The 24017-nt window shown below is 69.1% G+C and carries 22 protein-coding genes; 10 read left to right on the top strand and 12 right to left on the bottom strand.

Going from position 1 to position 24017, the window contains the following annotated elements; all coding sequences use genetic code 11:
• Positions 1–63: 63 nt before the first annotated feature.
• Positions 64–456, bottom strand: a complete 393-nt coding sequence (locus GC106_RS36430; RefSeq protein WP_173140019.1) for a hypothetical protein — start codon at positions 454–456, stop codon at positions 64–66.
• Between the two features lie 41 nt (positions 457–497).
• Entirely contained in the window at positions 498–1235 is a 738-nt protein-coding gene (locus GC106_RS36425) for a DUF6882 domain-containing protein (protein ID WP_173140017.1), read from the bottom strand.
• Positions 1236–1324: 89 nt separating this feature from the next.
• On the opposite strand from GC106_RS36425, the gene GC106_RS36420 reads away from it, so the two are divergent.
• Positions 1325–1750 carry a RidA family protein gene (locus GC106_RS36420; RefSeq protein ID WP_173140015.1) on the top strand — a complete coding sequence of 142 codons (426 nt, stop codon included), beginning with the start codon at positions 1325–1327 and terminating at the stop codon, positions 1748–1750.
• On the opposite strand, the gene GC106_RS36415 is transcribed toward GC106_RS36420, so the two are convergent.
• On the bottom strand, positions 1728–2042 hold the full coding sequence (locus GC106_RS36415; RefSeq protein WP_173140013.1) for a DUF3817 domain-containing protein: 315 nt from the start codon (positions 2040–2042) through the stop codon (positions 1728–1730). The genes GC106_RS36420 and GC106_RS36415 overlap by 23 nt on opposite strands.
• 266 nt (positions 2043–2308) lie before the next feature.
• On the opposite strand from GC106_RS36415, the gene xynC reads away from it, so the two are divergent.
• Complete coding sequence (gene xynC / locus GC106_RS36410) at positions 2309–3577, top strand: glucuronoarabinoxylan endo-1,4-beta-xylanase XynC (protein WP_173140011.1); 1269 nt, start codon at positions 2309–2311, stop codon at positions 3575–3577.
• A gap of 5 nt (positions 3578–3582) precedes the next feature.
• Here xynC and GC106_RS36405 read toward each other — a convergent pair whose 3' ends face one another.
• The gene (locus GC106_RS36405) at positions 3583–4443 is read right to left on the bottom strand and encodes a hypothetical protein (protein WP_173140009.1); all 861 of its coding nucleotides are present in this window, start codon (positions 4441–4443) and stop codon (positions 3583–3585) included.
• A 160-nt stretch (positions 4444–4603) separates the two neighbouring features.
• On the opposite strand from GC106_RS36405, the gene GC106_RS36400 reads away from it, so the two are divergent.
• The 3 genes from GC106_RS36400 (at position 4604) to GC106_RS36390 (ending at position 7642) form a co-directional block, all read left to right on the top strand.
• Complete coding sequence (locus tag GC106_RS36400) at positions 4604–5191, top strand: TIGR03086 family metal-binding protein (protein ID WP_173140007.1); 588 nt, start codon at positions 4604–4606, stop codon at positions 5189–5191.
• Between the two features lie 206 nt (positions 5192–5397).
• Positions 5398–5754, top strand: coding sequence for an ArsR/SmtB family transcription factor (locus GC106_RS36395; protein ID WP_173140104.1), 357 nt, complete (start codon positions 5398–5400; stop codon positions 5752–5754).
• The gene (locus GC106_RS36390) at positions 5747–7642 is read left to right on the top strand and encodes a heavy metal translocating P-type ATPase (protein ID WP_173140005.1); all 1896 of its coding nucleotides are present in this window, start codon (positions 5747–5749) and stop codon (positions 7640–7642) included. The genes GC106_RS36395 and GC106_RS36390 overlap by 8 nt, the downstream gene beginning before the upstream one ends.
• Here the strand turns inward: GC106_RS36390 and GC106_RS36385 are convergent.
• From GC106_RS36385 to GC106_RS36360, 6 genes are all read right to left on the bottom strand, one after another.
• Entirely contained in the window at positions 7590–8279 is a 690-nt protein-coding gene (locus GC106_RS36385) for an ankyrin repeat domain-containing protein (RefSeq protein ID WP_173140003.1), read from the bottom strand. The two genes, GC106_RS36390 and GC106_RS36385, sit on opposite strands and share 53 nt — an antisense overlap.
• A gap of 114 nt (positions 8280–8393) precedes the next feature.
• The gene (locus tag GC106_RS36380; protein ID WP_173140001.1) at positions 8394–9260 is read right to left on the bottom strand and encodes an alpha/beta fold hydrolase; all 867 of its coding nucleotides are present in this window, start codon (positions 9258–9260) and stop codon (positions 8394–8396) included.
• Between the two features lie 77 nt (positions 9261–9337).
• Positions 9338–10057, bottom strand: coding sequence for a DUF899 domain-containing protein (locus tag GC106_RS36375; protein ID WP_173139999.1), 720 nt, complete (start codon positions 10055–10057; stop codon positions 9338–9340).
• Positions 10054–10398 carry an ArsR/SmtB family transcription factor gene (locus tag GC106_RS36370; RefSeq protein WP_173139997.1) on the bottom strand — a complete coding sequence of 115 codons (345 nt, stop codon included), beginning with the start codon at positions 10396–10398 and terminating at the stop codon, positions 10054–10056. The genes GC106_RS36375 and GC106_RS36370 overlap by 4 nt, the downstream gene beginning before the upstream one ends.
• The gene (locus GC106_RS36365; RefSeq protein ID WP_173139995.1) at positions 10388–10819 is read right to left on the bottom strand and encodes an SRPBCC domain-containing protein; all 432 of its coding nucleotides are present in this window, start codon (positions 10817–10819) and stop codon (positions 10388–10390) included. The genes GC106_RS36370 and GC106_RS36365 overlap by 11 nt, the downstream gene beginning before the upstream one ends.
• A gap of 67 nt (positions 10820–10886) precedes the next feature.
• Positions 10887–12704, bottom strand: coding sequence for a cellulase family glycosylhydrolase (locus GC106_RS36360; RefSeq protein WP_173139992.1), 1818 nt, complete (start codon positions 12702–12704; stop codon positions 10887–10889).
• Between the two features lie 327 nt (positions 12705–13031).
• Here GC106_RS36360 and GC106_RS36355 point away from each other — a divergent pair, with 327 nt between their 5' ends.
• The 4 genes from GC106_RS36355 to GC106_RS36340 all read left to right on the top strand — a co-directional run bounded on the left by GC106_RS36355 (position 13032) and on the right by GC106_RS36340 (position 18634).
• On the top strand, positions 13032–15458 hold the full coding sequence (locus GC106_RS36355) for a cellulose binding domain-containing protein (protein WP_246367600.1): 2427 nt from the start codon (positions 13032–13034) through the stop codon (positions 15456–15458).
• 10 nt (positions 15459–15468) lie between these two features.
• The gene (locus tag GC106_RS36350; protein ID WP_173139988.1) at positions 15469–16875 is read left to right on the top strand and encodes a glycoside hydrolase family 30 protein; all 1407 of its coding nucleotides are present in this window, start codon (positions 15469–15471) and stop codon (positions 16873–16875) included.
• Positions 16876–16952: 77 nt separating this feature from the next.
• Entirely contained in the window at positions 16953–17882 is a 930-nt protein-coding gene (locus GC106_RS36345) for an ATP-binding cassette domain-containing protein (protein WP_173139986.1), read from the top strand.
• Positions 17879–18634 (top strand): ABC transporter permease, encoded by a 756-nt coding sequence (locus GC106_RS36340; protein WP_173139984.1) that lies wholly within the window; start codon positions 17879–17881, stop codon positions 18632–18634. The genes GC106_RS36345 and GC106_RS36340 overlap by 4 nt, the downstream gene beginning before the upstream one ends.
• Here GC106_RS36340 and GC106_RS36335 read toward each other — a convergent pair.
• A complete protein-coding gene (locus GC106_RS36335) occupies positions 18624–21680 on the bottom strand; it encodes an ATP-binding protein (RefSeq protein WP_173139981.1) in 3057 nt (1018 codons plus the stop codon). The genes GC106_RS36340 and GC106_RS36335 overlap by 11 nt on opposite strands.
• Before the next feature lie 379 nt (positions 21681–22059).
• Between GC106_RS36335 and GC106_RS36330 the strand changes: the two genes are divergently transcribed.
• Positions 22060–23235: a S8 family peptidase gene (locus GC106_RS36330; protein WP_246367662.1), complete on the top strand. Its 1176-nt coding sequence runs from the start codon at positions 22060–22062 to the stop codon at positions 23233–23235.
• A 3-nt stretch (positions 23236–23238) separates the two neighbouring features.
• On the opposite strand, the gene GC106_RS36325 is transcribed toward GC106_RS36330, so the two are convergent.
• Positions 23239–23988: an NAD-dependent epimerase/dehydratase family protein gene (locus GC106_RS36325; protein ID WP_173139977.1), complete on the bottom strand. Its 750-nt coding sequence runs from the start codon at positions 23986–23988 to the stop codon at positions 23239–23241.
• Positions 23989–24017 lie beyond the last annotated feature (29 nt).

Genomic DNA, 24017 nt, shown 5'->3' with positions numbered 1-24017 from the left:
ATTTCTACGCAGATTTCCGGCGGGCAGGCCGCCAGGCGGGCGAAACGGTGATTTCGGGCGGGCTCAGTCCGTGAAGCTGCCGGTCAGGCTCGCGGTGTTGGTGGTGCCGCCGGAGCTGGCCCCGCCGGTCCGCGTGACCAGCTTGCCGTCAACGCTCCCGGTCGCGGACAGCGTGCCGCCGCTGTGCCGCATGGTCAGCTTCCACTCGTGGCGTCCGGTGCCGTAGGGAACGGCGACCTCCTTGCGCCACGGTGGCGTGACATCCTTCTCCTCGGTGGTCTGCCCGTCGAGCGTGAAGACCAGGGAGGAGATGGTGGCCGTGCCGGTCACCTCCACCAGGAGCTGGTGCTGTCGCGCCGGTGCGCTCGAAGGAGCAGGTCCGGGCGATGGTGCCGGTTGCGCGCACGCGGTGAGCAGGCACGCGGTGAGCAGCGCGGTGAAACCTGTCCGGATCATGACGGCAGTACACCGCGAGATCCGTGGGACCGGTCCCGGCGTCAGTTGCCGCTGATGTACTGCGGTGGGACCCGCTTGTCGCCCATGTGCACGGACATCCCGCCGAACAGGTTCTGTTCCGTGAACCGGATGTCGACCGTGAGACCGGGTCCGGCGATGTGGGTGCGAGGGCCGTCGTGCGTGACGGCGAGGCCACGGCGACGGGCGTAGGAGTCCACGCCACGGCGCTGGTCGTGGAACGACAGCTCGGTCAGGCCCTGCTGAAGGACACGGCTGATCCGCGGTGCCTCGGGCCCGGGCAGGCGGAAGTCCGGGTGGTCGATCAGGAACGCGGCCCGCGTACCGCCGCCGACCGGGCCCTGGTACCCGGTGAACCGGCCGGTGACGGCCTTCGTCACCTCCATCATGTGCGAGGCCACCACCGCGGGGTCGGTGGGCGCACCGGGCAACGCGTCGAACGGCACCTCGGCCGTCGCCAGCTCCGCGATGCCGTGCTGCTCCCCGAACTTCCGGGCCTCGTTCGCGGCGAGCAGGACCTCGTCGCGGTAGCCGGTGGGGTTCGCCCATGACCACAGCCACGACCGCGGGCCGGGCGCGGCGCTGCCGAGCAGCTGCACGTCGGTGCACGCCACGGTGGTGCCGTCGTCACGCGTCAGCTCGAAGCGCGCCTCGTCGAGGTTCGTGGACCACGCGGCCAGTCCGACCTGGTCGAACAGGCGGAGCTGGTGCTCCAGCGAGAGCAGAGCCGCGTCGTCCTGGAGGTCGGCGAAGGTGATCACCGCGCCACCGTAACCGGATCACCGCCGTCCGGTGCCCGGTTCGGGAAAACTGGTGGCAGCCGAGCGGGCCGTGCGGAAGGGTCGGCCGCGTGACCCACAGGTTCAACCCGCCGGGGATGTGGCAGCCGGACGGCCGTGCCTTCAACCAGGGCGTGGTTCAGGGAGAAGGCGCCGTCGTGCACGTGACCGGCCAGGTGGCGTGGGACGAGCACGGCGCGGTCGTGGGCACCGGGGACATCGAGGCGCAGATGGAGAAATCCGTCGACAACGTCCGCCTGGTGCTCGACGAGGTCGGCGGCACGCTCAGCGACATCGTGTCGATGACGATCTACTTCCTCGACCGCGCGGACCTCCCCGTGATCCAGCGGGTCCGGGCCCGGCACTTTCCGGCCGGCACCGCGCCCGCCAGCATCATCATCCAGGTGCCCGGGCTGGTGGTCCCGGAACTGCTCGTCGAGCTCGTCCCGATCGCCGTCGTGCCGTACGGCAGGTTCAGGCCACCGCGGGAACGGTGAGCTTGCCGCGCCTGTTGGCCCACCGCTCGAAGACGACGGTGCCGAACGGCGGAATGCTCGCCACCAGCGCGAGGAACGTCGTCCGGACGTCCCAGCGCTGCGGCCCGCGCAGCGCGAGCGCGACGAGCACGTAACCCACGAAGATCACGCCGTGGATCGGCCCGAACACCTGCACACCGATCTCGTTGTGCACGACCACGTACTTGAAGAACATGCCGACCAGCAGACCGGCCCACGACACCGCCTCAGCGAGCGCGAAAAGCCGGAAACGTCCGATTTGAGTGCTGAGCATGCACCTCATTCTGCGGCGTGAGCGCGATCACGAGCCTGCCGGGGCATCTCGAAGCGGTCATGGCAGAACGGATACCGCCATCCCGGCCATGGGAGGTCGGCGTGGTCATAGCCGCTCGCTCTCATGCGCGTCGACCACTGTCGCGGAGTAGGCGCCGGATCTCTTGACCGCTCCACACTGCGCCGTTAGCCTGAATTCCCCGCCTCTGGGAGCGCTCCCAGTCATGGAGTGCCACCGTGTCGAAGTCGCGTTCGCTGGGAGATGCGATGACACCACGTAGAGACCAGTCCGAGTTCGCGGGTTCGCGGCTCCTGCGTCGGCGGACATTGCTGGCCGCGGGCACCGCGCTGCCGATGCTGTCGGCGGGGACGCCTGCGGCGGCTGAGACCACGGTGGTCGTCGAGCCGTCGGTCGTGCAGCAGACGATCCTGGGGTTCGGCGGCATGAACCACACCGTCTGGATCAACGATCTCACTGCCGCTCAGCGCGAGACGGCATTCGGCAACGGCGCCGGACAGCTGGGTTTCACCGTGCTGCGCATCCCCGTCCACGAGGACCGAGCCAACTGGAGCCGCGAGGTCGCCACGGCCAGGCGTGCGAACGAGCTCGGCGCCAAGGTCATCGCATCGCCGTGGAACCCGCCTGCCTCGATGACCGAGACCTTCTCCGGCGGCAAGCGGCTGCGTTACGACGCCTACGGCGCCTATGCCCGGCACCTGAACGACTTCGCCACCTTCATGCGGGACAACGGAGTGAACCTGTACGGGATCTCGGTGCAGAACGAGCCGGACTATGCGCACGACTGGACGGCGTGGACCCCCAGCGAGATCGTCAGGTTCCTGCGCGAGAACGCGGGTGTGATCAGCACCAGGGTGATCGCGCCCGAGTCGTTCCAGTACCGCAAGAACCTCTCCGACCCCATCCTCAACGACGCCGCCGCCCTGGCGAACGTGGACATCGTCGGCGCGCACCTCTACGGCACCCAGTCCGCGGACTTCCCCTACCCGCTCTTCCGGGAGAAGGGTGGAGGCAAGGAGCTGTGGATGACCGAGGTCTACCACCCCAACAGCAGCGACTCGGCCGACCTGTGGCCGCAGGCGCTCGACGTGGGCGAGCACATCCACCGCGCGTTGGTGTACGGCCGGTTCCAGACCTATGTGTGGTGGTACATCCGCCGTTCGTACGGTCCGATGCGCGAGGACGGGCAGATCAGCAAGCGTGGCGCCAACATGGCGCATTACTCGAAGTGGGTCCGCCCCGGCTACTCGCGGATCACCGCGACCGCGAACCCACAGTCGAACGTCTACATCACGGCGTTCAAGAGCGGATCCAGGATCGTCATCGTCGCCGTCAACAAGAACTCGTCGGAGGTGTACCACCCGTTCACCATTGTGGACGCAGGTTCCGCGACGGTCTCGACCTGGCTGACGAACGAAACACGGACCCTCGCGCACTACAACGACTTCACCATGTCGAACGGGTCATTCGGCGCACAGTTGCCTGCCCGCAGCATCAGAACCTTCGTCGTGGGTTGATCCTGCTAGGACCGGGGCAGTCGCTGGAGCAGGTCCGCGAACCCGGCCGAGTAGTGGGTCACGAGGTCCTCGCCGATGACGCCGGTCGCGTCGTCGGCGAGCCGCGCGACCGGCTCCATGGCCTGCGCTCCCGGCGACCACCAGTAGACCTGCGGACTGAGGCCGGTCGACTCGTCGTAGTACTCGGCGGCCAGGTGCGCGATCTCGCCCAGCGCGTACGCGACGCCGGCATTGTCCTGCAGCACATGGAAAACCAGCATTGTGTGGTTGGGCACCGCGACCAGCACGCCGTACGGGAGGTCCGCCGAGCCGGTGACGGCCTCGACGACCCACGGCATGATCAACAAGCCGGAGGCGACGTACTCGTCGCCGCTGAGGACGTACACGCCTTCGTTGGCGGCGTACGCCTCCGGCAAGTGCCTGCACAGGTTGTCCAGGCCCGCTGCGAGCAGCCGGTCGTAGCCGTGCCGTTCGACCTGGCTGTCGTTGAGAATGGCGATGCGGTCGGGATGGTCGAGCGCGAGCACCATCAGCAGGTCGGGGGCGACCTCCTGCGCGTAGTTCCACCAGTCGACCGGGCTGCCGTCGGCGGGCCGCAGGCGCGCGTAGACGCGGTCGAGCAAGCGCTCGGTCGGGCCGTTGAGCTCGGGTGAGCCGTTGGTCAACGCGCCGAGGATGCGCCTGAGGCAGTCGTCGACGATGTCCGCCCACTGGTGCGGCGGGGCGTCGGACACCGCGTCGTACACCGGGCCCAGGCCGAACTCCAGTTGCTCCGGGGAAACGACTTCCACGTGGTCGTCGTGCACGACGACCCGCATGCCGATGAACGCCGGACTGCGCCTGACCAAGTTGAGAACCCGCTCCACCGGCAGCAAGGTACAAGATCTTTTACGCCCGTGCGGTTGTTTCCCTCAGGTTCGCCCGCTGCCACGCCGATCCTGAGCCGGGAAAATCTTCGCCGCCGGTGTCGAGTGCCCGGCCCGCCGTTCGTCCTCGGGGTGTTGACGTCTTCGAGAAGGGATGGCCATGGACGTGATGGCGTCGTACCGGCGGGCGCAGGACAGGATGGACGAGGTGCTCGCGGCCGTTCGCCCGGACCAGTGGGACGCGCCGTCGGCGTGTTCCGAGTGGACGGTGCGGGACGTCGCCGGGCACGTGATCTGGGCGCAGCACCAGATGCGGGCGTGGGCGACAGGGGAGGACTACACGGAGCGGGCCGGTGCCCCGGGCGCACCGCATCCGGCGGTGATGGCCGGGGCGGACCCGCTGGCGACGTGGCGGGCCGCTCGCGCGGCCTGTCTGCCGACGTTGACCGAAGAGGCGATGGGGCGGACCACGACGATCACCGGGACCGGCGAGGTGCCGCTCGCGCACGTGCTGACCTTGCTGACCACGGACACGGTCACGCACGCGTGGGACATCGGCTACGCGTTGGGCATGGACGTGCGGCTCGACGAGGGCCTGGTGACGTTGGCGTTCGACTGGGGCCGTGCCCACGTGGTCCGGCGCCCCGGGTTCTTCGGGCCCGAGCTCACGCCGCCGGATGAGGCGGACGATCAGACGCGGATGCTGGCGTTCCTCGGCCGGGCGGCCTGGCAGCCGGTGACCACCTGATCCTGATGCTGGAGGTGGTGCCCCCCACCTCCGGCTCCGCCGCTGCGCCCGGCGTCGCCGCCCACTCAGGCAACTCCTCCGGGAAGCAGGCATTTCCCCAGGTAATACCTCGTGAGTGTTTATCAGGGTTAGAACACCGATAAACACTCACGAGGGCTAGCAGGGGCTCGGCGGACGGCTTCTCTCAACATATCAATGAGTGTTAGATTGTTGATGTGGCTGACGAATGCGACCTGTTGTGCCTGGACCTGCCGCATGCCGAGCGGATCAGGGCGGCGTTGCCCCCGTTGCCGGAGGTCGAGCCCGCCGCGATCCGGGCACGTGCCCTGGGTGACCCGACGCGGCTGACCATCGCCGCGGCGCTGGCGTCGGGCGACGAGTTGTGCGTGTGCGACCTGGCGTGGGTCGTGGGCCAGGCGCAGAACCTCGTGTCCCACCACCTGCGGCAGTTGAAGTACGCCGGACTGGTGACGTCCCGGCGGGACGGCCGGCTGGTGATGTATTCGCTGACCCCGTCGGGCAAGGCGCTGACCGCCGCGATTCTGGTGGTCGAACATGGCTGACGCGTGCTGCGTCCCTCAGGAAGCTCCGCGGGAAGTCCCGCAGGAGACCCAGCACGACGCGCAGCGGGTGTGGCAGGTCCGGGAACTGCGGCTGGCGGCCGTCGCGGCGGTGTTGCTGGCCGCGGGGTGGATCGTCGGCGGACCGGCCGGGACCGGGCTGGAACTGGCGTCGGCGGTGACCGGCGCGGCCACGTTCGCGCCCGGCGCGCTCCGGGCCGTGCTGAAGGGCCGGGTCGGCGTCGGCACGTTGATGACGATCGCCGCGATCGGGGCTGTCGCGCTGGGACAGTACTTCGAAGCGGCGATGCTCGGCGTGCTGTTCTCGATCGCGGAAGGGCTTGAGCACTACGCGATCGCACGGACCAGACGCGGGCTACGAGCGTTGCTCGACCTGGTGCCGCCGACCGCGTCAGTGCTGCGCGACAACGGCGAGACCCAGGTCTCACCGGACGAGCTCGCCGTGGGCGACCGGATGGTGCTGCGGCCGGGGGAGCGCGCGGCCACGGACGGCGTGATCACGTCCGGGCGTACCACCCTGGATCTGTCGGCGATCACCGGCGAGTCCGTGCCGGTCGAGGCCGGTCCGGGCACGACGGTGTACGCCGGAGCGATCAACGGCGGCGGCGCGATCGAGATCGGCGTGACCGCGGCGGCGTCGAACAGTTCGCTGGCCCGAGTCGTGCACCTGGTCGAGCAAGCCCAGGAACGCAAAGGCGTCGGGCAACGCCTGGCGGACCGGATCGCCCGCCCGCTGGTTCCGGCGATCATGGTGCTGGCGGTGCTGATCGCGGGCGCCGGCGCGATCTTCGGGGATCCGCTGGTGTGGCTGGAACGCGCGTTGGTCGTGCTGGTCGCGGCGTCGCCGTGCGCGTTGGCCATCTCGATCCCGTTGACGGTGGTGGCCGCGGTCGGCGCGGCGAGCAGACAGGGCGCGCTGGTCAAAGGCGGCGCGGCGCTGGAGGAACTCGGCCGGATCGGCACGATCGCGCTCGACAAAACGGGAACCCTCACCCGTAACCACCCTCGGGTGGTGGAAGTCGTTCCTGTGCGAGGCGTTTCACGCGAGGACGTGCTGACGGCCGCCGCCGCGCTGGAGGCACGCAGCGAGCATCCGTTGGCCAAGGCGATCCTGGCGGCCGCACCCGGCCGGCAAGCCGCTGAGGACGTCACCGCGTTGCCTGGCCACGGCTTGGTTTCCGCGGCCGGAACGCGGCTGGGCAAACCGGGCTGGATCGATCCCGGTGTACTCGCCGACGACGTCGTCCGGTTGCAGTCCGCCGGGGCGACCGTCGTCCTGGTCGAGGACGGCGCTCTGCTCGGGGCCATCGCGGTCCGCGACGAGTTGCGCGACGAAGCCGTCGAAGTCGTGGATTCCCTCCGCTCGCTGGGAATCGAGCCCGCGATGCTGACCGGCGACAACAGCCGGACGGCGACCGCGCTGGCGGCCAAGGCGGGCATCGCCGTGGTCCACGCGGAACTGTTGCCCGAGGACAAGGCGGCCTTGGTCGACCGGATGCGCGACGGCCACAAGGTCGCGATGGTCGGCGACGGCGTCAACGACGCTCCCGCGCTGGCGACCGCGGACGTCGGCATCGCCATGGGCGCCATGGGAAGCGACGTCGCGATCGAGACCGCTGACGTGGCGTTGATGGGCGAGGACCTCCGGAACCTGCCACAAGTCCTCGCGCACGCCCGGCACGCACGACGCGTGATGGTGCAGAACGTCGGCCTGTCGCTGGCGATCATCACGGTGCTGATCCCGTTGGCCGCCTTCGGTGTCCTCGGGCTGGCCACGGTGGTGTTCGTGCACGAACTCGCCGAGGTCCTGGTCATCCTCAACGCGATCCGGGCCGCGCGGACCTCCCGCCGTGGTCACGTAGCCACCTGACGAGCTCATCAGCCCCGCTGCGCTGGGCCGCGTCAAGCGGTGTGACGTCCTCCCAGGGCGGGATCCAGTTCACGTCAGCACCGCGGCCGAGCAAGTGCTCGGCGGTCTGTTGTTGTCCGCCATGGCATGCGCCCCAGAACGCACGGTCGATTTCGGGCTTGCCCGGGTCGTGGGCGGCGAGGCGGTCCTGTAGCCCGAGCGTGGCCGCATGGGTGAAGGTGGTTTCGGCGCCGCGCTCCACGAGCCGATGCGCGGCCTGCCATTGGCCGAACGCCGTGGCGTCGTCCAACGGTGTTCCGCCGGCGATGACGGCACCGGGTGCGTTGATGTCGGCACCGGCGTCCAGCAGGGCGTCCAGCACGGCGACGTCATTGGTGCTGGACGCCCAGTGCAGCGGCGTCTCGGCATGGGCTGTGCCGCCGAAGCGGGCGTTGACGTCCGCGCCCGCGGCGACGAGCGCGGCGACAGTCGCGGGGCCGTTGGGGAAGTGGCCCGGCCAGTCGGTGACGACGTGCAGCAGTGTCCGTGCCTTGTCGTCGCCGACACGGGCGTTGGCCAGTTCGGGGTTCTCGGCGAGCAGCCGGGTGAGCGTTTCGACATCGCCGTGCTGAACGGCCGCGATCGCGGCATCGGACATTGGTCACCAGTCTCCTGGTCGATCGAGCGTGAGCACCTTTTCCAGCGCCGCGGCCGTCGCGGCATGCGGAAGGCCCGCGGTGCACGGGCCGTCCGCACGGCTTTTTCGCGAAGGTCAGCCGCCGAGGACCTCGCGCAGTTTCTCCGCGAAGGCCTCGGGCTGGCCGGCGTACCCGAACTCGCCGCCGAGGAAACCGCCGTGGTGGCTGGGGAAAACGGTCGCCTCCTGGCCGAGCGCCCGCGCGGTGGCGATCGCCGTGCGGCCGGTGAAGGTGTTCGCGGACTCCTCGCCCACGGCGATGACGATCCGCGTCGGCGCCTTGGTCAGCGCGTCGAAGTCGGGCCGGTATTCGGTGACAGGCAGCGACCGGTCGGACAGCAGCACGTCGTCACGGGCGCCGTCGTCCTCGGTCGGCATGCCGAACTGCGCGGGATCCGGCGCGGGCTGGGCGAAGTACTCGTCGGTGAACTCGCCCTGCCACGACGTCATCGCGATGAAACCCGCCATGCCCGCGCCGAACCCCTTGGCCTGGTACGCCTCGAGAAACCCGGCCTGGGCGCGCTTGGCGGCCTCGGCGTCGGGCAGCACCGAGATGATCGGCGGCTCGTGCGCCACCAGCGTGGTCACGTCGTCCGGATACGCCGTCACCAGCGCGAGGGCGGTCACCGCGCCGCCGCTGCTGGCGAAAACCTCGACCGGGCCGGCGCCGAGCTCCTCGATGATGGCGTGCACGTCCTGCGCCTGCACCGTGGGCGAGTTGTCGGTCCGGCCGTCCTTGCGCTTGCTGCGGCCCAGACCACGCGGGTCGTACGTGATCACCGTCCGGTCCGGGAAGTACGACGCCAACGTGGTGAAACCGTTGGCCTCCATCGGCTGGCCGATCATGAACAGGGGTGGTCTGCCGCCTGGGGCAGGTTGCGGGCCGTGCACGTCGTACGTGAGGTCGGCCTCGGCGGTTTCCAGTGTGTGCGTCGTCGTCATGGCAGTTCAGACAGCTCCCGTGTCGGAAATCATCGGACAGGCGCCGACCATAGCGGCGCCTGCCGACAACGGGCCGTTCATTCCGTCCGGGCGCCGGCGATCTTGGCCTTCCACGCCGCGGTCGCCGGAGCGTCGCTGTACTCGTCGTGCCAGTTCCACCACTCGTACGGCGGGGTCTGCGGGTAGCCCTCCGGGGAGTCCTCCCAGTCCTCCTGCCGGCCCAGCGCGGTGATGTCCAGGTAGCTCCAGGTGCCGCCCATCGCCTCGTCACCGCGGTTGTTGACGAAGTAGGTCCGGAACACCTTCGAGCCGTCGCGGATGAACGCGTTCGTGCCGTGCCACTGGTCGACGCCGAAGTCGAGGTCGAACTCGTCGGTGATGGTGACCCAGGGAATGCCCGTCCAGCCCATCCGGGCCCGCATGCGCTCGATGTCGGCTTGAGGCGCACGCGAGGCGAAGACCAGGGTCGTGTCGCGGGCATGCAGGTGCGCCACGTGCGCGACCTGGTCGGCGACCAGTGAACAGCCGGGGCACGCGTGGTCGGGCCAGCCGTGCACGCCGGGCTCGAAGAAGGCGCGGTAGACGATCAGCTGCCGGCGCCCCTCGAACAGGTCGAGCAGGCTCATCTGGCCTGCGGGGCCGTCGAACGTGTACGTCTTCTCGACCGCGAGCCAGGGCATGCGGCGGCGTTCCGCGGCCAGCGCGTCCCGGGCGCGGGTCAGTTCCTTCTCCTTCACCAGCAGCTGCCGGCGGGCGTTCTCCCACTCCTGCGCCGATACGATCGGTGGCGTCTTCATGACGACGTCGTCCTTCCATCGAGGTGGTCCTTCAAGGCCGCGAGCGGGCCGTCCCAGTCGCGGGCCAGCGCGGCCAGGAACTGCTGCGCCACCTGCATCGGGGCGGAGCGCAGCCGGTACCGCACGCGGCGGCGTTCGCCGTGCTCCGCCGTGACCAGTCCGGCCTCGGCGAGCAGGGCGAGGTGTTTGGCGATCGCCTGCCGGCTGATCGGCAGGCGCGCGGCGAGGTCCGTCGCGGTCGCGGGCCCGCCGGCCGCCAGCGCGGCCAGGATGCCGCGCCTGGTCGGGTCGGCGAGCGCGGTGAAGACCTGCTCCGCGACGGCCTCCATGTCAGGCCGCATCGAGGTACTCGGCCAGTTCCCCCAGTTCGCGCGGCCAGCCGTCGGTGTGCGAGTCGAACGCCACCCGGTACTCGTCCGGCGGCAGTTGGGCGAACCCGGTCTCCACCACCGTCAGCCGGGTGCCCGAACCGGTCGGTTCGAGCGTGAACTCGACGTACGTGCGGCGCGGGTCGTCCTCCGGCATGCCGTGGACCTGCCACGTGAAGCCGAACACCGCGGGTTCCTCGACCCGTTCCACCCGCATCCGGGCCGCGCGCTCGCCCTTCCACTTCGACTCGGCAGCGCCGCCCGGACGCAGGTCGATCGTGGCCTCGTCGCCGAACCAGCCCGCCAAGCCCTCCGCCGTGGTGATCGCCGCCCAGACCTTCTCCGGCGGGTGGGCGAACTCCACGGTCCGCTCGATGCGATCGGGGAACCCCATGACAGCCTCCTGTGTGCAACCAACTGGTTGCACACTATTGCAACCCGCCGGTTGCGTCAACAGGAGGCTACTTCAGCGCGGCCGCCCAGGCGGTCAGCTCGGCGAGCGCTGCCTGCGTCGGCCGGGATTCGCCGGCCACCAGGGCGAAGTGGACCTTCCCGGTGTCCTGACCGGACAGCATGAGCCGGTTGACGCCCGGCACGCCCGGCTCCGGCGCGACCGCCACCGGCTCCTTCCCGGTGTACGAGGGCAATCCGGTGACCGATCCGAGGTCGCTGACCACAGTGGTGGACTCCGGGCGGAAGGCCGCGGGCAGGTGCAGTTCGGTCGGAGCGGTGCTTCCGTTGGAGCGCCAGGCGATCACGGCGTACTGGCCCGTGCCGGCGAGCGCGCGGACCGCGGGCATGGTGTCCGGGATCCTGTTCCATGCGGACACTACTCGATCCTCGTAGGTGAAAGCGAGCGTGTCTCCCGCGACCGCCCGGGGGAACGCGCGGTCGATCAGGCGACCGTCCACATTCAACACCGGTGTGGTCCCGTCGAGCCGAACGGCGGAGAAGTGCTCGTCGTTCATCGCGTCGCCCTCGGTCTTGACCTTGTCCGGGTTGTCGTTCATCAGCTCGTGGTGACGGTTGTAGTAGATGTCCCAATGCCATTGGCTGCCGGACAGCGCGCGGCCCGACTCGGCTGACTTGGCCCACCACTCGGCGCCGGTCACCCGGGAATCCAGGGCCTGGTACATCGCCTTGAGCACGCTCGGCGCCTTGTCGGAGGTGAATCCGGCGATCGGGTGGCCGAACTCGGAGACGATCCCCGGGCTGCCCAGGGATGTGGCGCGGTCCCGGATCTCGCGGAAGTCCGCCGTGTACTCGCCGTCGTTGGCGTTGCCGGGTTTCAGCACGCCGGACTGGGCTTTGCCGTCGTAGAAGTGTGAGTTGAACACGTAGCGCGGACCGAGCCGGGACAGCGCGGTGAACCCGCCGGGTTCGGCGAAGAACTCCACGTTCTGGTTCCAGAACACCAACGGCTCGGCGAAGACGGGCTTGTCCGTCCAGCCCGCCTCGTCCATCCGCTGGCGGAACTGCTGGTGGAACGGCCACAGCAGATCACGCTCCCACGTCGGGCCGCTCTGCCCGGCGTCGTACCGCCCGGCGTAGGGCTCGTTGAGCGGATCGACGCCGAGCATCATGTCGAAGGCGGCGGGGGACAGGTTCTGCTTGAGGTACCGCAGTGTTTCGCCTGCCTGGAACAGGAACTCGTCGCGGATCCTGATCGGCCCGGCGCTGGTCTGCAGTTCCCGGTTGTGCCAGAAGTCGTACACGGCGCTGGTGACCGCCTGGTTGTTCTTCATGTTCTGGCCCCAGTGGAAACACAGCCCGCACGACTCACGCGGGTAGTTGCCCGCCCGGACAAGCCATTCCGGCGCGCCGTCACCGGTGTACCAGCTGTCGCGGTTGAACAGGTACCGCGAGTACAGGTCCTGGTGGAAGTCGAGGTAGACGCGGATGCCCTGGTCGGTGAAGGCGGTGATCTGCTCGGTGACCTTGGCCAGGTACCCGTGATCGATCCGCTTGGGCTCCGGTTCGATCCACGCCCACGTCACCAGGAACCTGATCGCGTTGGCACCACTCATCTTCCGCAGTGCCGCGGCTGACACGCGCGCGTCGGCCACGCTCGCGAACGGCAGGCCGCGCTGTTCGGCCAGCTTCGCCTCGCCGGAGACGTTGAACCCTCGCAGCACGATCTCGCGCCCGTGCTCGTCGCGGAACACGTCACCGGAGACGCCGACCTTGGCCCTGTCGAACCAGAACGGTTCAGCCGCCGCCGTCGCCGGTAGTGGCAGCAGGAACAGGGCGGCCAGCAGGACAAGCGGGAGACGCTTCATCGTGATCACCTCGGCAGGGCGGTGAACGTGAGAAAGGCTCGCGTCTCGACTGTAACCGCTGTGCGCCAAGGACGCCAGCGACAGTCCGGCCGGGAAAGCGATTTCCCGAACGCGGCGTTCCGAAAGTGTCGGACCTCCTTGGTAGCGTTGAATCAGGGTTTCCTCTCGGGAAATGCTGGTGCGGTGGATGGCGCCCGGCGGCGGCCGGGATCGGCGTGCTTGTTCTTTCGATTGCCGGGGCGTTGACAAGAGCAGGGCGGCGGGCCAGGCTGGGAGCGCTCCCAGTTACCCGGCGATGCGGAGTCGGCAATGTGGCGACATGCTGTGATGTCCGTGGTGGTAGTGCTGGGCACTCTCGTCGGCGTGCCGGCGGCGGCAGGTCCGCAGGCCGCTCCGGCGGCCCCGGCGCGGATCATGCCGCTCGGCGATTCGATCACGGCCGGCCCCGGGTGCTGGCGAGCGTTGTTGTGGGATCGCTTGCAGCGCAACGGATACTCGAACATCGACTTCGTCGGCACGCAGCCCGGCGGCGGTTGCGCGGTCCCGCACGACGGTGATCACGAGGGCCACGGCGGGTACCTGGCCACCGGTATCGCCAACCAGAACCAGTTGCCGGCTTGGCTGTCCGCGACCAGGCCGGACATCGTGCTGATGCACCTGGGCACGAACGACGTGTGGAACGCGATCGCGCCCGAGACGATCCTGACCGCGTACTCGAAGCTCGTCGACCAGATGCGGGCGAGCAACCCGGCGATGAAGATCGTTGTCGCGCAGATCATCCCGATGCAGCCGAGCGGCTGTTCCGCCTGCGCGCAACGGGTCGTGGCGCTCAACAACGCGATTCCCGCCTGGGCGGCAGAAAAGACGACCGCGCAGTCGCCGATCGCCGTGGTGGACCAGTGGACGGGCTTCAACGCGGCGACGGACACCTACGACGGGGTGCACCCGATCGACTCCGGCTTCCAGAAGATGTCCGACCGGTGGTACCCCGCCGTGACGGCCGCTCTCGGCGGCACAAACCCACCGCCGCCCGGTTCCTGCGTCGCGACGTATCGCGTGATCGGCCAGTGGAACGGCAGTTTCCAGGGTGAGGTGAGCGTCCGCAACAACACCACAGCGGCGACGTCATCGTGGTCGGCGACGCTCAGCTTCACCAACGGCCAGAGGATCAGCCAGTCGTGGAACGCCACGGTGACCCAGAACGCGGCCGAGGTGAGCGCACGGAACCTGAGCTGGAACGGCGGCCTGCCGCCCGGCGGCTCGGCGACCTTCGGATTCCTGGCGAGCTGGTCCGGCACGAACGACCCACCGGCCGTCCAGTGCACAGTCACCTCGGTCGCCAGTACCGCGGCCTACGCCGGGCTGGCTGACATCGCTGTCACCACAACACAAGTGGCGTTCGGGCTGCGCAGGCCCACGGCGATCTCGGCGCCCAATGACGGCAGCGGACGGCTGTTCATCAGCGAGAAGTCCGGCACGGTCCGCATCTACCACCCGGCCACCGGCTTGGCGGACGCGCCGCTGCTGACCATCCAGGACCGGGTCAGCGAGGCGGGCAACGAACGCGGGCTGCTCGGTATCGCCGTGTCACCGGCATTCGCCGACGACCAGACGATCTACCTGGCCTACACCCGGCTCCCGGACAACGCGGTCACATTAGGCCGCTACCGGTTGACCGACAACCGGTTCGAGGAGTTGCTGAGCCAGGAGCATGCGACGTATCCCAACCACAACGGCGGTCAGCTGGCGTTCGGGCCGGACGGCCTGCTCTTCTGGGGAATCGGTGACGGCGGCGACGCGGGTGATCCGTTCCGCGCCGGTCAGCGCCTGGACACGTTGCTGGGCAAGATCGTCCGGCTCGATGTCGGCCGTTCCTGTGACGGGCTCGCCTACTGTGTCCCGCCGGGAAACCCGTTCGTCGGCGTGGCGGGCGCGCGGGCGGAGATCTGGGCGTACGGACTCCGTAATCCCTGGCGGTTCTCGGTGGACCCGGCCGACGGGTCGCTGTGGATCGGGGACGTCGGCCAGGGCGCGTTCGAGGAGATCGACCACCTGGCCGCCACCGCGGGCGGCGCGAACCTGGGCTGGTCGTGCCGGGAAGGTCCGCAGGTCTTCGACGCCACCCGGTGTGAGCCAGGGGCCGTCTACACCGACCCGGTGTTCAGCTATCCCACGTCGACCGACGGCTGTGCGGTCATCGGCGGGGTCGTGTACCGGGGCGCCCGGTACACGGATCTGGCGGCCGGGACGTACCTGGCCTCCGACTACTGCTCGAATCCCGCGTGGGCACTGCGCAAGAACGCCGATGGCACCTACAGCCAGGCCAGGATCGGCGAGTTGCCCATCCAGGTCACCAGTTTCGGCACGTCCGCCGACGGTGAGATCTACCTGATCAACGACCTGCCCGGGCAGCTGCACCAGGTCGGCTTCGTGCGCACAGTGGACTGTTCGGTCGCGTACAAAGTGGAGTCGCAGTGGGGCAACGGGTTCACCGCGTCGGTCACCGTGACCAACAACGGAACTACCGCGATCGACGGGTGGACGCTGCGCTGGCCGTTCACGGACGGCCAGCAGGTCGGCAACGGCTGGAACGCCACCGTGACCCAGAACGGCCAGGCGGTCTCGGCCGTCAACGCGAACTGGAACGCCAGGATCGAGCCGGGCGCGTCCGTGACGTTCGGTTTCCTCGCTTCCCGTGCGGGACCGAACAGCACACCGGCCGGGTTCACCCTGAACGACTCGAACTGCCGATAGGAAGAGCACAATGCGCCGCCTCCCGGTAATAGTCGCAATTGGACTGGTCCTGTCGGTTCAGGTGGTACCCGCGGCGCACGCCCGCGCCGCGGGTACCATCGACTTCCGTCACAGCCTGCAACGCATCGACGGATTCGGCTTCTCCCAGGCGTTCCAACGCGCCGCGTTGATGCACGGCGCCCGTGGGCTGTCGCCGCAGAAGCAACGGGAGGTGCTCGATCTGCTGCTCAGCCGTACCCATGGCGCCGGGCTGAGCATTCTGCGGCTGGGCATCGGCTCGTCCGCGGACAACCCCTACGACCGCATGCTGTCCATCCAGCCGGTGGATCCGGGCGGCCCGGCCGCGCCGCCGAAGTACGTCTGGGACGGCGACGACGGCGGACAGGTCTGGCTTGCCAAGGAGGCCAAGGCATACGGCGTGACCCGTTTCTACGCCGACGCCTGGAGCGCACCTGGCTACATGAAGGACAACGGTGACGACGCGAACGGCGGGACGCTCTGCGGCCTGCAAGGCACGTCGTGCACCAGCGGCGACTGGCGGCGGGCGTACGCGGACTACCTCGTCCAGTACACCCGTTTCTACGCCCAGGAAGGCATCACCATCACGGATCTCGGGTTCACCAACGAGCCTGAGTGGACGACGTCGTACGCCTCCATGCGGCTCACGCCTGCCCAGGCCGTGGAGTTCACCAAGGTCCTCGGCCCGCGTGTGCAGGGCACGCAGCTCAAACTGGTCTGCTGTGACGCGGCGGGCTGGAGCCAGCAGCGCGAGTACACCGCGGCGATCGAAGCCGATCCGGTGGCACGCGACTACATCACCACGCACGCGGGTCACCCGTACCGCAGCCCGGTGGACGGGCCGTTGCCGACCGACAAGCACACGTGGATGTCGGAGTGGTCGCCGAACGGCACCACCTGGAACGAGGCGTGGGACGACAACAGCGGTTACGACGGCTTCGCCGTAGCACAGAACATCCACGACACGCTGACCACCGGCGAGGCGAACGGCTACGTGTTCTGGTTCGGAGCGTCGCTCGGCGCCACCCGTGGCTTGATCCAGCTCGACGACGGAACCAACGGCGGCGACAGCTACCGGGTGTCCAAACGACTGTGGGCCTTGGCTTCCTACAGCCGGTTCATCCGCCCGGACGCGGTCCGTGTCCAGGCCGCGACCGCCGACACCGCACTGAAGGTCTCCGCGTACCGCAACGCCGACGGCAGCCGGGTGGTGGAAATCCTCAACACCGCGACCACGACCGTCAGCACGGACTTCACCCTGGACATACCTGGGCGTCCGCGCGCGTACGTCACCGACACCACCCGCTCGCTAACCGCGACTGACGCCGTACGCGTTCAGGGCAAGACGCTGTCCGCGCAGCTCGCACCCCGGTCGTTGACCACGGTGGTGCTGCGGTAGCGCCATGAAACCGGGATGAAACCGCGGCAAATCCCGGCGCCAGCACTCTCGTCGGCGTGACGACGAGAGGAGGGGCGATGATCGCGGCTACTGGGCTGCGCAAGTCGTTCGGCGGGAACGTGGTGCTCGACGGCATCGATCTGGACATCGCCGAGGGGTCGATTTTCTCGATGCTCGGCCCGAACGGCGCCGGCAAGACGACGACCGTGCGGATTCTGTCCACCTTGGTACGGCCGGACGCCGGGCAGGTGAGCATCGCCGGGCACGACCTGATCACCCAGCCCCATGCGGTACGGGCCGTGATCGGTGTGACGGGACAGTTCTCCGCGGTGGACAACCTGTTGACCGGCGAGGAGAACCTGGCTCTGATGGCCGGGCTGCTCCGGCTGGACCGGCGGCACCGGCGGACGCGCGTGGCGCGGCTGCTGGACCAGTTCGAGCTGACCGAGGCGGCCGGAAAACCGGTGAGCACGTATTCCGGCGGCATGCGGCGGCGGCTCGACCTGGCGATGACGCTGGTCGGCCGGCCACGGGTGATCTTCCTGGACGAGCCGACCACCGGACTGGATCCGCGCAGCCGCCGGGCCATGTGGGACCGGATCCGTGATCTCGCCGCCGCGGGCATCACGATCTTCCTGACCACGCAGTACCTGGAGGAGGCGGACCGTCTGGCCGACCGGATCGTGGTGCTCGACCACGGCAGCATCGTCGCGCAGGGCACGGCGGAGGAACTCAAACGGAGGGTGCCGGGCGGGCACATCCGCCTGCAGTTCGGCGACATCGCGGGACTCGCGGCTGCCGAACAGGTCCTTGAGACGACAGGGCGGGACGACGACACGTTGGCGCTACAGGTGCCGTACGACGGCGACGTCCGATCGTTGCGGGCGTTGTTGGACCGGCTCGGCACCGCGGCGGTCGAGATCGAGAGCCTGTCGGTGCACACGCCCGATCTCGACGACGTGTTCCTGGCCCTCACCGGCCGCTCGGCCACCCTGGAGGTGTCATGACGTCGCTATCCCATGCGGTGAACGACTCGGCGCTCATGCTTGGCCGCAACCTGCGGCACACGCTGCGCAACCCGTCGACGCTGTTCGGCTCGTTGCTGGTGCCGATCATCCTGATCCTGGTGTTCGTGTACATCCTCGGCGGCGCGTTCACCGCAGGCGGCGAGTATGTCGACTACATCGCCCCTGGCGGCCTCGTCCTCACGATGGGATACGGCGTCGCGTCGACCGCCATCGCCGTCGCCAACGACATGGCCGACGGCATCATTGCCCGGTTCCGCACCATGGCGATCAGCCGCGCCGCCGTGCTGACCGGGCACGTCGTCGGCAGCTCGCTCAGGACCGTCGTGTGCGTCGCGCTGGTCATCGGAGTCCTGCTGATCATGGGCTTCCGGCCGTCCGCCGGGTTCGCCGAATGGCTCGGTGTGGCCGGCGTGGTCGTGATGATGGCGCTGGCGACCAGCTGGCTGACAGTCGCGTTCGGACTCGCGGCCAAAACCGTGGAGGGAGCGAGCTTCGCCACGTTCCCGCTGGTCTTCCTGCCGTTCATCAGCAGCGCGTTCGCCCCGACGAACACGATGCCCGCGGCGGTGCGCTGGTTCACCGACAACCAGCCGTTCACGCCGGTCATCGAGACGTTGCGGGGCCTGCTGATCGGCACGCCGATCGGTGACAGCTGGATCTGGGCGGTCATCTGGTGCGCGCTGATGGCGTTCGGCGGTTACTTCTGGGCTCGCGCCTTGTTCAACCGCTGATCCGTTCGCGCAGGGCCGTGAGCGCCGCGGCCACCAGACTGCCCGAGTCCAGGGCGGCGTACGCCGACTGAGCGTCCGCGTACGCCGCCTTGTCGGACTGCTCGGCCATTTCCCGGGCCCGCGCGGGGGACATCGTCGGCTGGTATCCCCGGGAGAACCGGAATCTCTCGGCCAGCGCCACCATTCCGGCGCCCGGCCGGCCGTCGGCGATGTCGGCCGCCGCGATGCCCAGCAGCAGGGAGCCGTACGACGGGAAGTTCACTGTGGACGGACGGTGGGTCAGGACTTCGGCCAGCAGGCCCGGTGCGGTGCCGGCGATGTCCCGCACGAGGCCGAGATGACCGTGCCGGGCGTGGGCGACGAGCGTGACGCCCTGTACCTCGATGAACCACGCTTCCGCGACCGACGTGTCGATGCCCATGACCGGGTCCGCGCCCGGGAGCATCCGGTCGGCCACTCGCCGCCACGCGCGCAGACCGGCCTCGACCTGACCTCGTCCCAGCATGATCTCGGCCCGCAGAGCCAGCCCGACCGGGTCGTCCTCGCCGGGCATGGCGGCTTCGTCGGCCCAGCGCTCGGCCTCGTCGTAGGCGCCGATCTGCAAGTTGGCCATGGTCAGCGCCCATCGGCCGCGGACGGTGCTGGACCGCGCGCCGACCTGGACGATCAACGGCAACGCGGCGGCCAGGTGGTCGCGTGCCCGGTGACCTTGGTCGGCGTCCAGGCTCAGTTCGCCGAGACGGGAATGCGCGAAGGCGGGGAAGAGCGGGCCGCGCAGCGTGTCGGCCGCCCTGAGCATCCGTTCGGCGGCGAACAGTGCTTCGTCGATGTTGTTGTGCTGTTGGTGGAGGAAGCTTTCGAACCCGGCACGCATCCAGAACAGGATGGGTGTGTCCGCGTGGTCCGCGGGCCCGAGCACCATCGCGTGTGCGGCTCGCGTCGTGGTGTCCGGTGTGCCGAGAGGCAGACGGCGAAGGACCACGAGTGCGCGTGTCGCTCGTGGGCCGTGCATGAGGAAGGTGTTGACGGCGGAGATGACCGCGGCGGTGCGGGTGATCTCGACGTGCGCCGGCTCCGGCCGGAAATGTGACAGGCATCGTTGGGTCTGCTCGGTCAACCAGCTCAGCCGGGCGAAGTTGGACTCCAACAACCACAGACACCCGAGTACGGCCGCCATGGCGGACACGGTCGCGCCGTCATCGCGGTCGAGCCCGAGCCGTAACGCCAGCTGGAGGTTGTCCTGTTCGGCGCGGATGAGCCAGGTGGCCGTGACGGGGTCGTCGCCGAACACCGCGTCGTGGTTGGCCGTGCCGAAGTCGCGGGCCCACGCGAGGAAGCGCCGGGTGACGTCCGCGTCGCGGTCCACGGCGCTGAACTCGCGGACCGTCTCCAGCATGTGCAGCCGTGCGCCGGACCGGGTGTCGACGGCCTTGAGCAGGGACTGATCGGTCAGCTGGGTCAGCACGTCCAGCACGTCACCGGTGCCGAGCAGGTGTGCGGCCGCGTCGGCGGTGAACCCGCCCACGAAGATCGACAGCGCCCGCATCGCCGCCTGGGCGGGCGGATCGAGCAGGTTCCAGCTCCAGTCGATCACGGCCCGCAGCGCCCGGTGCCGTTCCGGGCTGTCCCGGGCGCCGCCCCGCAACAGGGCGAAGCGGTCGGCCAATCGGACGGCGATCTCGGGGACGGACATGATCCGTACCCGGGCCGCCGCCAGTTCGATGGCCAGTGGCAGCCCTTCCAGCCTTCCGCAGACGTCCTGCACCGCGTCCAGCGGCAGTTCGGCCGTGGGACGTGCCGCTTTCGCGCGGTGGTTGAACAACTCGACGCTGGCTGGCAGCGTCAGCTCCGGCAGGAGGTACACCGACTCCGACGACAGCCCGAGTCGGGCGCGGCTGGTGGTGAGCACCCGCAGGTCGCCCGTCATCGAGATCAGCGCTCGAACCAGTTCGGCGGCGCCACGGACGACGTGCTCGCAGTTGTCCAGGACCAGCAGGGCCGACCCGTGACCGAGAGCGTTGACGATCCCGGTGACGAGATCCACGGGTGTCAGCCGGCCGTCCCCAACACCGAGCGCTGCGGCGACCGCGCTGGCGACGTCGTCATCAGACGTCACGCCCGCGAGGGGTACGAGGTGTACGGCGTGCTGTTCCGCACGGCGGCTGACGGCGTAGGCGAGCCGCGTCTTGCCCAGGCCTCCAGTGCCGACGATCGAGGTGACGCGAGACGACCGCATCAGGTGCGTCACCGCGAGGATGTCGTCGTCACGACCGAGCAGCGCGTTCGGCTCCTGCGGTATGCCTGAGCGCACGACGGGCGCAGAACCACGCAGCAACTCGTGGTACATCTGCTGCAACGCGGGCCCGGGATCTGTGCCTAACTCGTCACGCAGAGAGCGCCGGTAGGCGTCGTACCGCGTGATGGCCACGGACGGTCCCGCCGTCGCCGCCTCGCACCGCAGCAGCTCCACCAGCACTTCTTCGTCCTGAGGCCGCTCGCGGAACACCTGGCCGAGAATGTCGAGCGCATCCGCGTACCGCCCCAACCGAGACAGGGCGAGCGCCCGGATCCGCAACAGCGACCGGTACGTGGACATCCGCTCGGCACGCAACATCGACAGCGGATCAACCGCCTCCGAATCGCCCGCCTCCGCCTCCGCGTCCGCCCATCGAGCAAGACCGGATTCGGCGTGCTGGAGCGCGGCCGCGTAGTCCCCGTCCCGCAGACACTGCGCGCTCGCTGACCCGCTGAGCAGGACCGCCGACGTGTCGACCTGGTCCTCGGACAGCGCGAGCCGGTAACCATGCGGCGTACTGGCGATCAGACCGGCCCCGAGTTGCGAACGGGCGCGCGACACCAGGATCTGCAACGCCTTGCCCGGATACTCCGGCCGCTCGTCCCACCAGAGCTCCTGGACGAGCCGGGACGCACTGCAACCAGTCCGCAGATCGGCGGCCAGCAGGGCGAACAGGGTGCGCATCCGCGGCCCGGTGATCTCCTTGCCGCGGTACGCCACCCTCGGCAAGAGGAGCAGGTCGGTGGACACCCGCCCAAGCCTGGTCCGACCAGGCCGAGCTTGGCAAGTCGCTGCCGGACCCTCGTGAGTGTTTATCAGGGTTAGAACACGGATAAACGCTCACGAGGTTCTCACCCGGTGGGGTGATGCAGGTCATGCGGCCGGTACCTAACGTCACCCGGTACGGCGACACCCGTTCGCGCCGTGACTTGGGAGGGGATGCCGCGTGATGAAGAATCGTCACAGGGCCGCGATGATCAGTGCCTGTCTTGCTGCTTCTGGTCTCGCGATGCCTGCGTTCAGCGCTTCCGCGGCGCCTGTTCCAAGCGGGTACGACCAGTTCATTGTCACCTTCAGTGATGCCGCTGCACGGGGTGTCACGCTTTCGGGAGTCACGACCGTGCGGGAGATGGCCGGTGGGGGACTTGTCGTCAGGCCTGCCGCCCGGGGGCTGGATCGCGCCGGTGCGCAGCGGTTGATGGGCCAACTGGCCCGCCAGGCCGGGGTGGCCAGCGTGGAGCCTGACCTGATCGTCACCGCGCAGGCCGTTCCCAACGATCCGCGGTACCCGGAGCAGTGGCACTACTTCGAGCCCACCGGCGGGATGAACCTGCCAGGTGCGTGGGACACCGCCGACGGCACCGGCGTCACGGTCGCGGTGATCGACACCGGCATCGTCGAGCACTCGGATCTGGCGGCGAACGTGCTGCCCGGCTACGACTTCATCAGTGACGCCGCGAGCGCGCGCGACGGGGACGGGCGGGACGCCGACCCGACCGACGAGGGCGACTGGTACGCCGCGGGAGAGTGCGGCCAGGTCAATCCCAGCAATTCGAGCTGGCACGGTACGCATGTGGCCGGCACGGTTGCCGCGGTCAGCAACAACGGTGTCGGCGTCGCCGGTGTCGCGTCGAAGGCCAAGATCCTGCCGCTCCGCGTGCTCGGCAAGTGCGGCGGCCGTACGTCCGACATCGCCGACGCGATCACGTGGGCCTCGGGTGGCCGCGTGCCACGCGTCGACGTCAACCCCAACCCCGCCAAGGTCATCAACATGAGTCTCGGCGGCAGCGGGCGGTGCGCGCAGGCGTACCAGCGGGCGATCAACGGCGCGGTGTCGCGCGGCACCACTGTGGTCGTCGCGGCCGGTAACTCCAACGCGGACGTCGCCAACTTCACGCCGGCGAACTGCTCCAACACGGTGACGGTCGCCTCGAACGACCGCCAGGGCAACCGGGCCTTCTACTCCAACTTCGGTGCCCTGATCGACGTGACCGCGCCCGGTGGCGAGGTCCGCAACGAGACGGACCCGCCCGGCACCCGCACCAAGCCGCAGGACGGCGTTCTGTCCACTTTGAACGCCGGGGCCACGGTCGCCGCGGCCGAGAGCTACCAGACCTACATGGGCACAAGCATGGCCGCCCCGCACGTCGCCGGTCTCGCCGCGCTGATGCTCGGCGAAACCTCGCTCGCCCCGGCACAGGTGGAGTCGACGCTCAAAGCCCACGTCCGGCCGTTGCCCGGGACGTGCACGGGCGGCTGTGGCGCCGGAATCGTCGACGCCACAGCCACAATCGCTGCTCTCTGACACCTACTCCGCGTGAAGGCGCCCGTCGACGAACCCGTCGACGGGCGCGTAGCCCAGCACCGTTCTCGCCTCGGTGAGGTCCAGGTGCTGGATGGAGTTCTCGCTGGTGGCGTTCACCATCAGGAAGCCGTCGCCGTCGAACTCGATGGCCCGGACCAGAAGCTGGTTGAGGTCCCGCGGCGAGATGTAGACGTGGTCGATGCGTTCGCCCCGGATGGTCAAAGCCGACTCGCGCGTCTGGTACGCGCCGATCCGCAACGCGATCACGGAAATGCCGCGCTGCTCGCCGTAATACCGGCCGAGGGCTTCCCCGAAGCATTTCGTGACACCGTAGAGCGTGGCCGGATTGACCGGATCGGTGACGCGGATCTGCTTGTCCTCGGGATAGCCCACCACAGCGTGGACCGACGACGCGAACACCAGCCGGCGGCAGCCCGCGCCCGCGGCGGCCTCGAACACGTTGTACGCGCCGATCACGTTGCTCGGAAGCAAGGTGTCCCAGCCCGCGTCCGGTCTGGGTTCACCGGCCAGGTGCACGACGGTGTCCACATCGGAGCACAGCGCGGTCATGGCGTCCGGATCGGTCAGGTCGGCGGAAACCACTTCGCCGTACGCGTGCAGAGCGGACATGTCCGCCTGAGGGCGGTCGGAAAGCCGCAGCCGGTAACGGCCCGCGGCGAACTCGGCGAAGCGTGACCCGACCCGGCCGGCGGCTCCGGTGACCAGGACACGGGGCTGAGATGAGGCTGTCATGACCGACATCATGCTCCGGCACGCCGGTG

It is taken from the genome of Kibdelosporangium persicum (assembly GCF_013280595.1).
GTDB lineage: Bacteria > Actinomycetota > Actinomycetes > Mycobacteriales > Pseudonocardiaceae > Kibdelosporangium > Kibdelosporangium persicum.
Note: the sequence above shows the minus strand (reverse complement) of the source record. Positions and strands in the feature narration are given on the sequence as shown.

Coding starts and splice junctions, on each gene's coding strand:
- GC106_RS36430 (WP_173140019.1), bottom strand. CDS start 456: ATGATCCGGACAGGTTTCACCGCGCTGCTCACCGCGTGCCTGCTCACC.
- GC106_RS36415 (WP_173140013.1), bottom strand. CDS start 2,042: ATGCTCAGCACTCAAATCGGACGTTTCCGGCTTTTCGCGCTCGCTGAG.
- xynC (WP_173140011.1), top strand. CDS start 2,309: ATGACACCACGTAGAGACCAGTCCGAGTTCGCGGGTTCGCGGCTCCTG.
- GC106_RS36400 (WP_173140007.1), top strand. CDS start 4,604: ATGGACGTGATGGCGTCGTACCGGCGGGCGCAGGACAGGATGGACGAG.
- GC106_RS36390 (WP_173140005.1), top strand. CDS start 5,747: ATGGCTGACGCGTGCTGCGTCCCTCAGGAAGCTCCGCGGGAAGTCCCG.
- GC106_RS36385 (WP_173140003.1), bottom strand. CDS start 8,279: ATGTCCGATGCCGCGATCGCGGCCGTTCAGCACGGCGATGTCGAAACG.
- GC106_RS36380 (WP_173140001.1), bottom strand. CDS start 9,260: ATGACGACGACGCACACACTGGAAACCGCCGAGGCCGACCTCACGTAC.
- GC106_RS36375 (WP_173139999.1), bottom strand. CDS start 10,057: ATGAAGACGCCACCGATCGTATCGGCGCAGGAGTGGGAGAACGCCCGC.
- GC106_RS36370 (WP_173139997.1), bottom strand. CDS start 10,398: ATGCGGCCTGACATGGAGGCCGTCGCGGAGCAGGTCTTCACCGCGCTC.
- GC106_RS36365 (WP_173139995.1), bottom strand. CDS start 10,819: ATGGGGTTCCCCGATCGCATCGAGCGGACCGTGGAGTTCGCCCACCCG.
- GC106_RS36360 (WP_173139992.1), bottom strand. CDS start 12,704: ATGAAGCGTCTCCCGCTTGTCCTGCTGGCCGCCCTGTTCCTGCTGCCA.
- GC106_RS36355 (WP_246367600.1), top strand. CDS start 13,032: ATGTCCGTGGTGGTAGTGCTGGGCACTCTCGTCGGCGTGCCGGCGGCG.
- GC106_RS36350 (WP_173139988.1), top strand. CDS start 15,469: ATGCGCCGCCTCCCGGTAATAGTCGCAATTGGACTGGTCCTGTCGGTT.
- GC106_RS36345 (WP_173139986.1), top strand. CDS start 16,953: ATGATCGCGGCTACTGGGCTGCGCAAGTCGTTCGGCGGGAACGTGGTG.
- GC106_RS36340 (WP_173139984.1), top strand. CDS start 17,879: ATGACGTCGCTATCCCATGCGGTGAACGACTCGGCGCTCATGCTTGGC.
- GC106_RS36330 (WP_246367662.1), top strand. CDS start 22,060: ATGGCCGGTGGGGGACTTGTCGTCAGGCCTGCCGCCCGGGGGCTGGAT.
- GC106_RS36325 (WP_173139977.1), bottom strand. CDS start 23,988: ATGACAGCCTCATCTCAGCCCCGTGTCCTGGTCACCGGAGCCGCCGGC.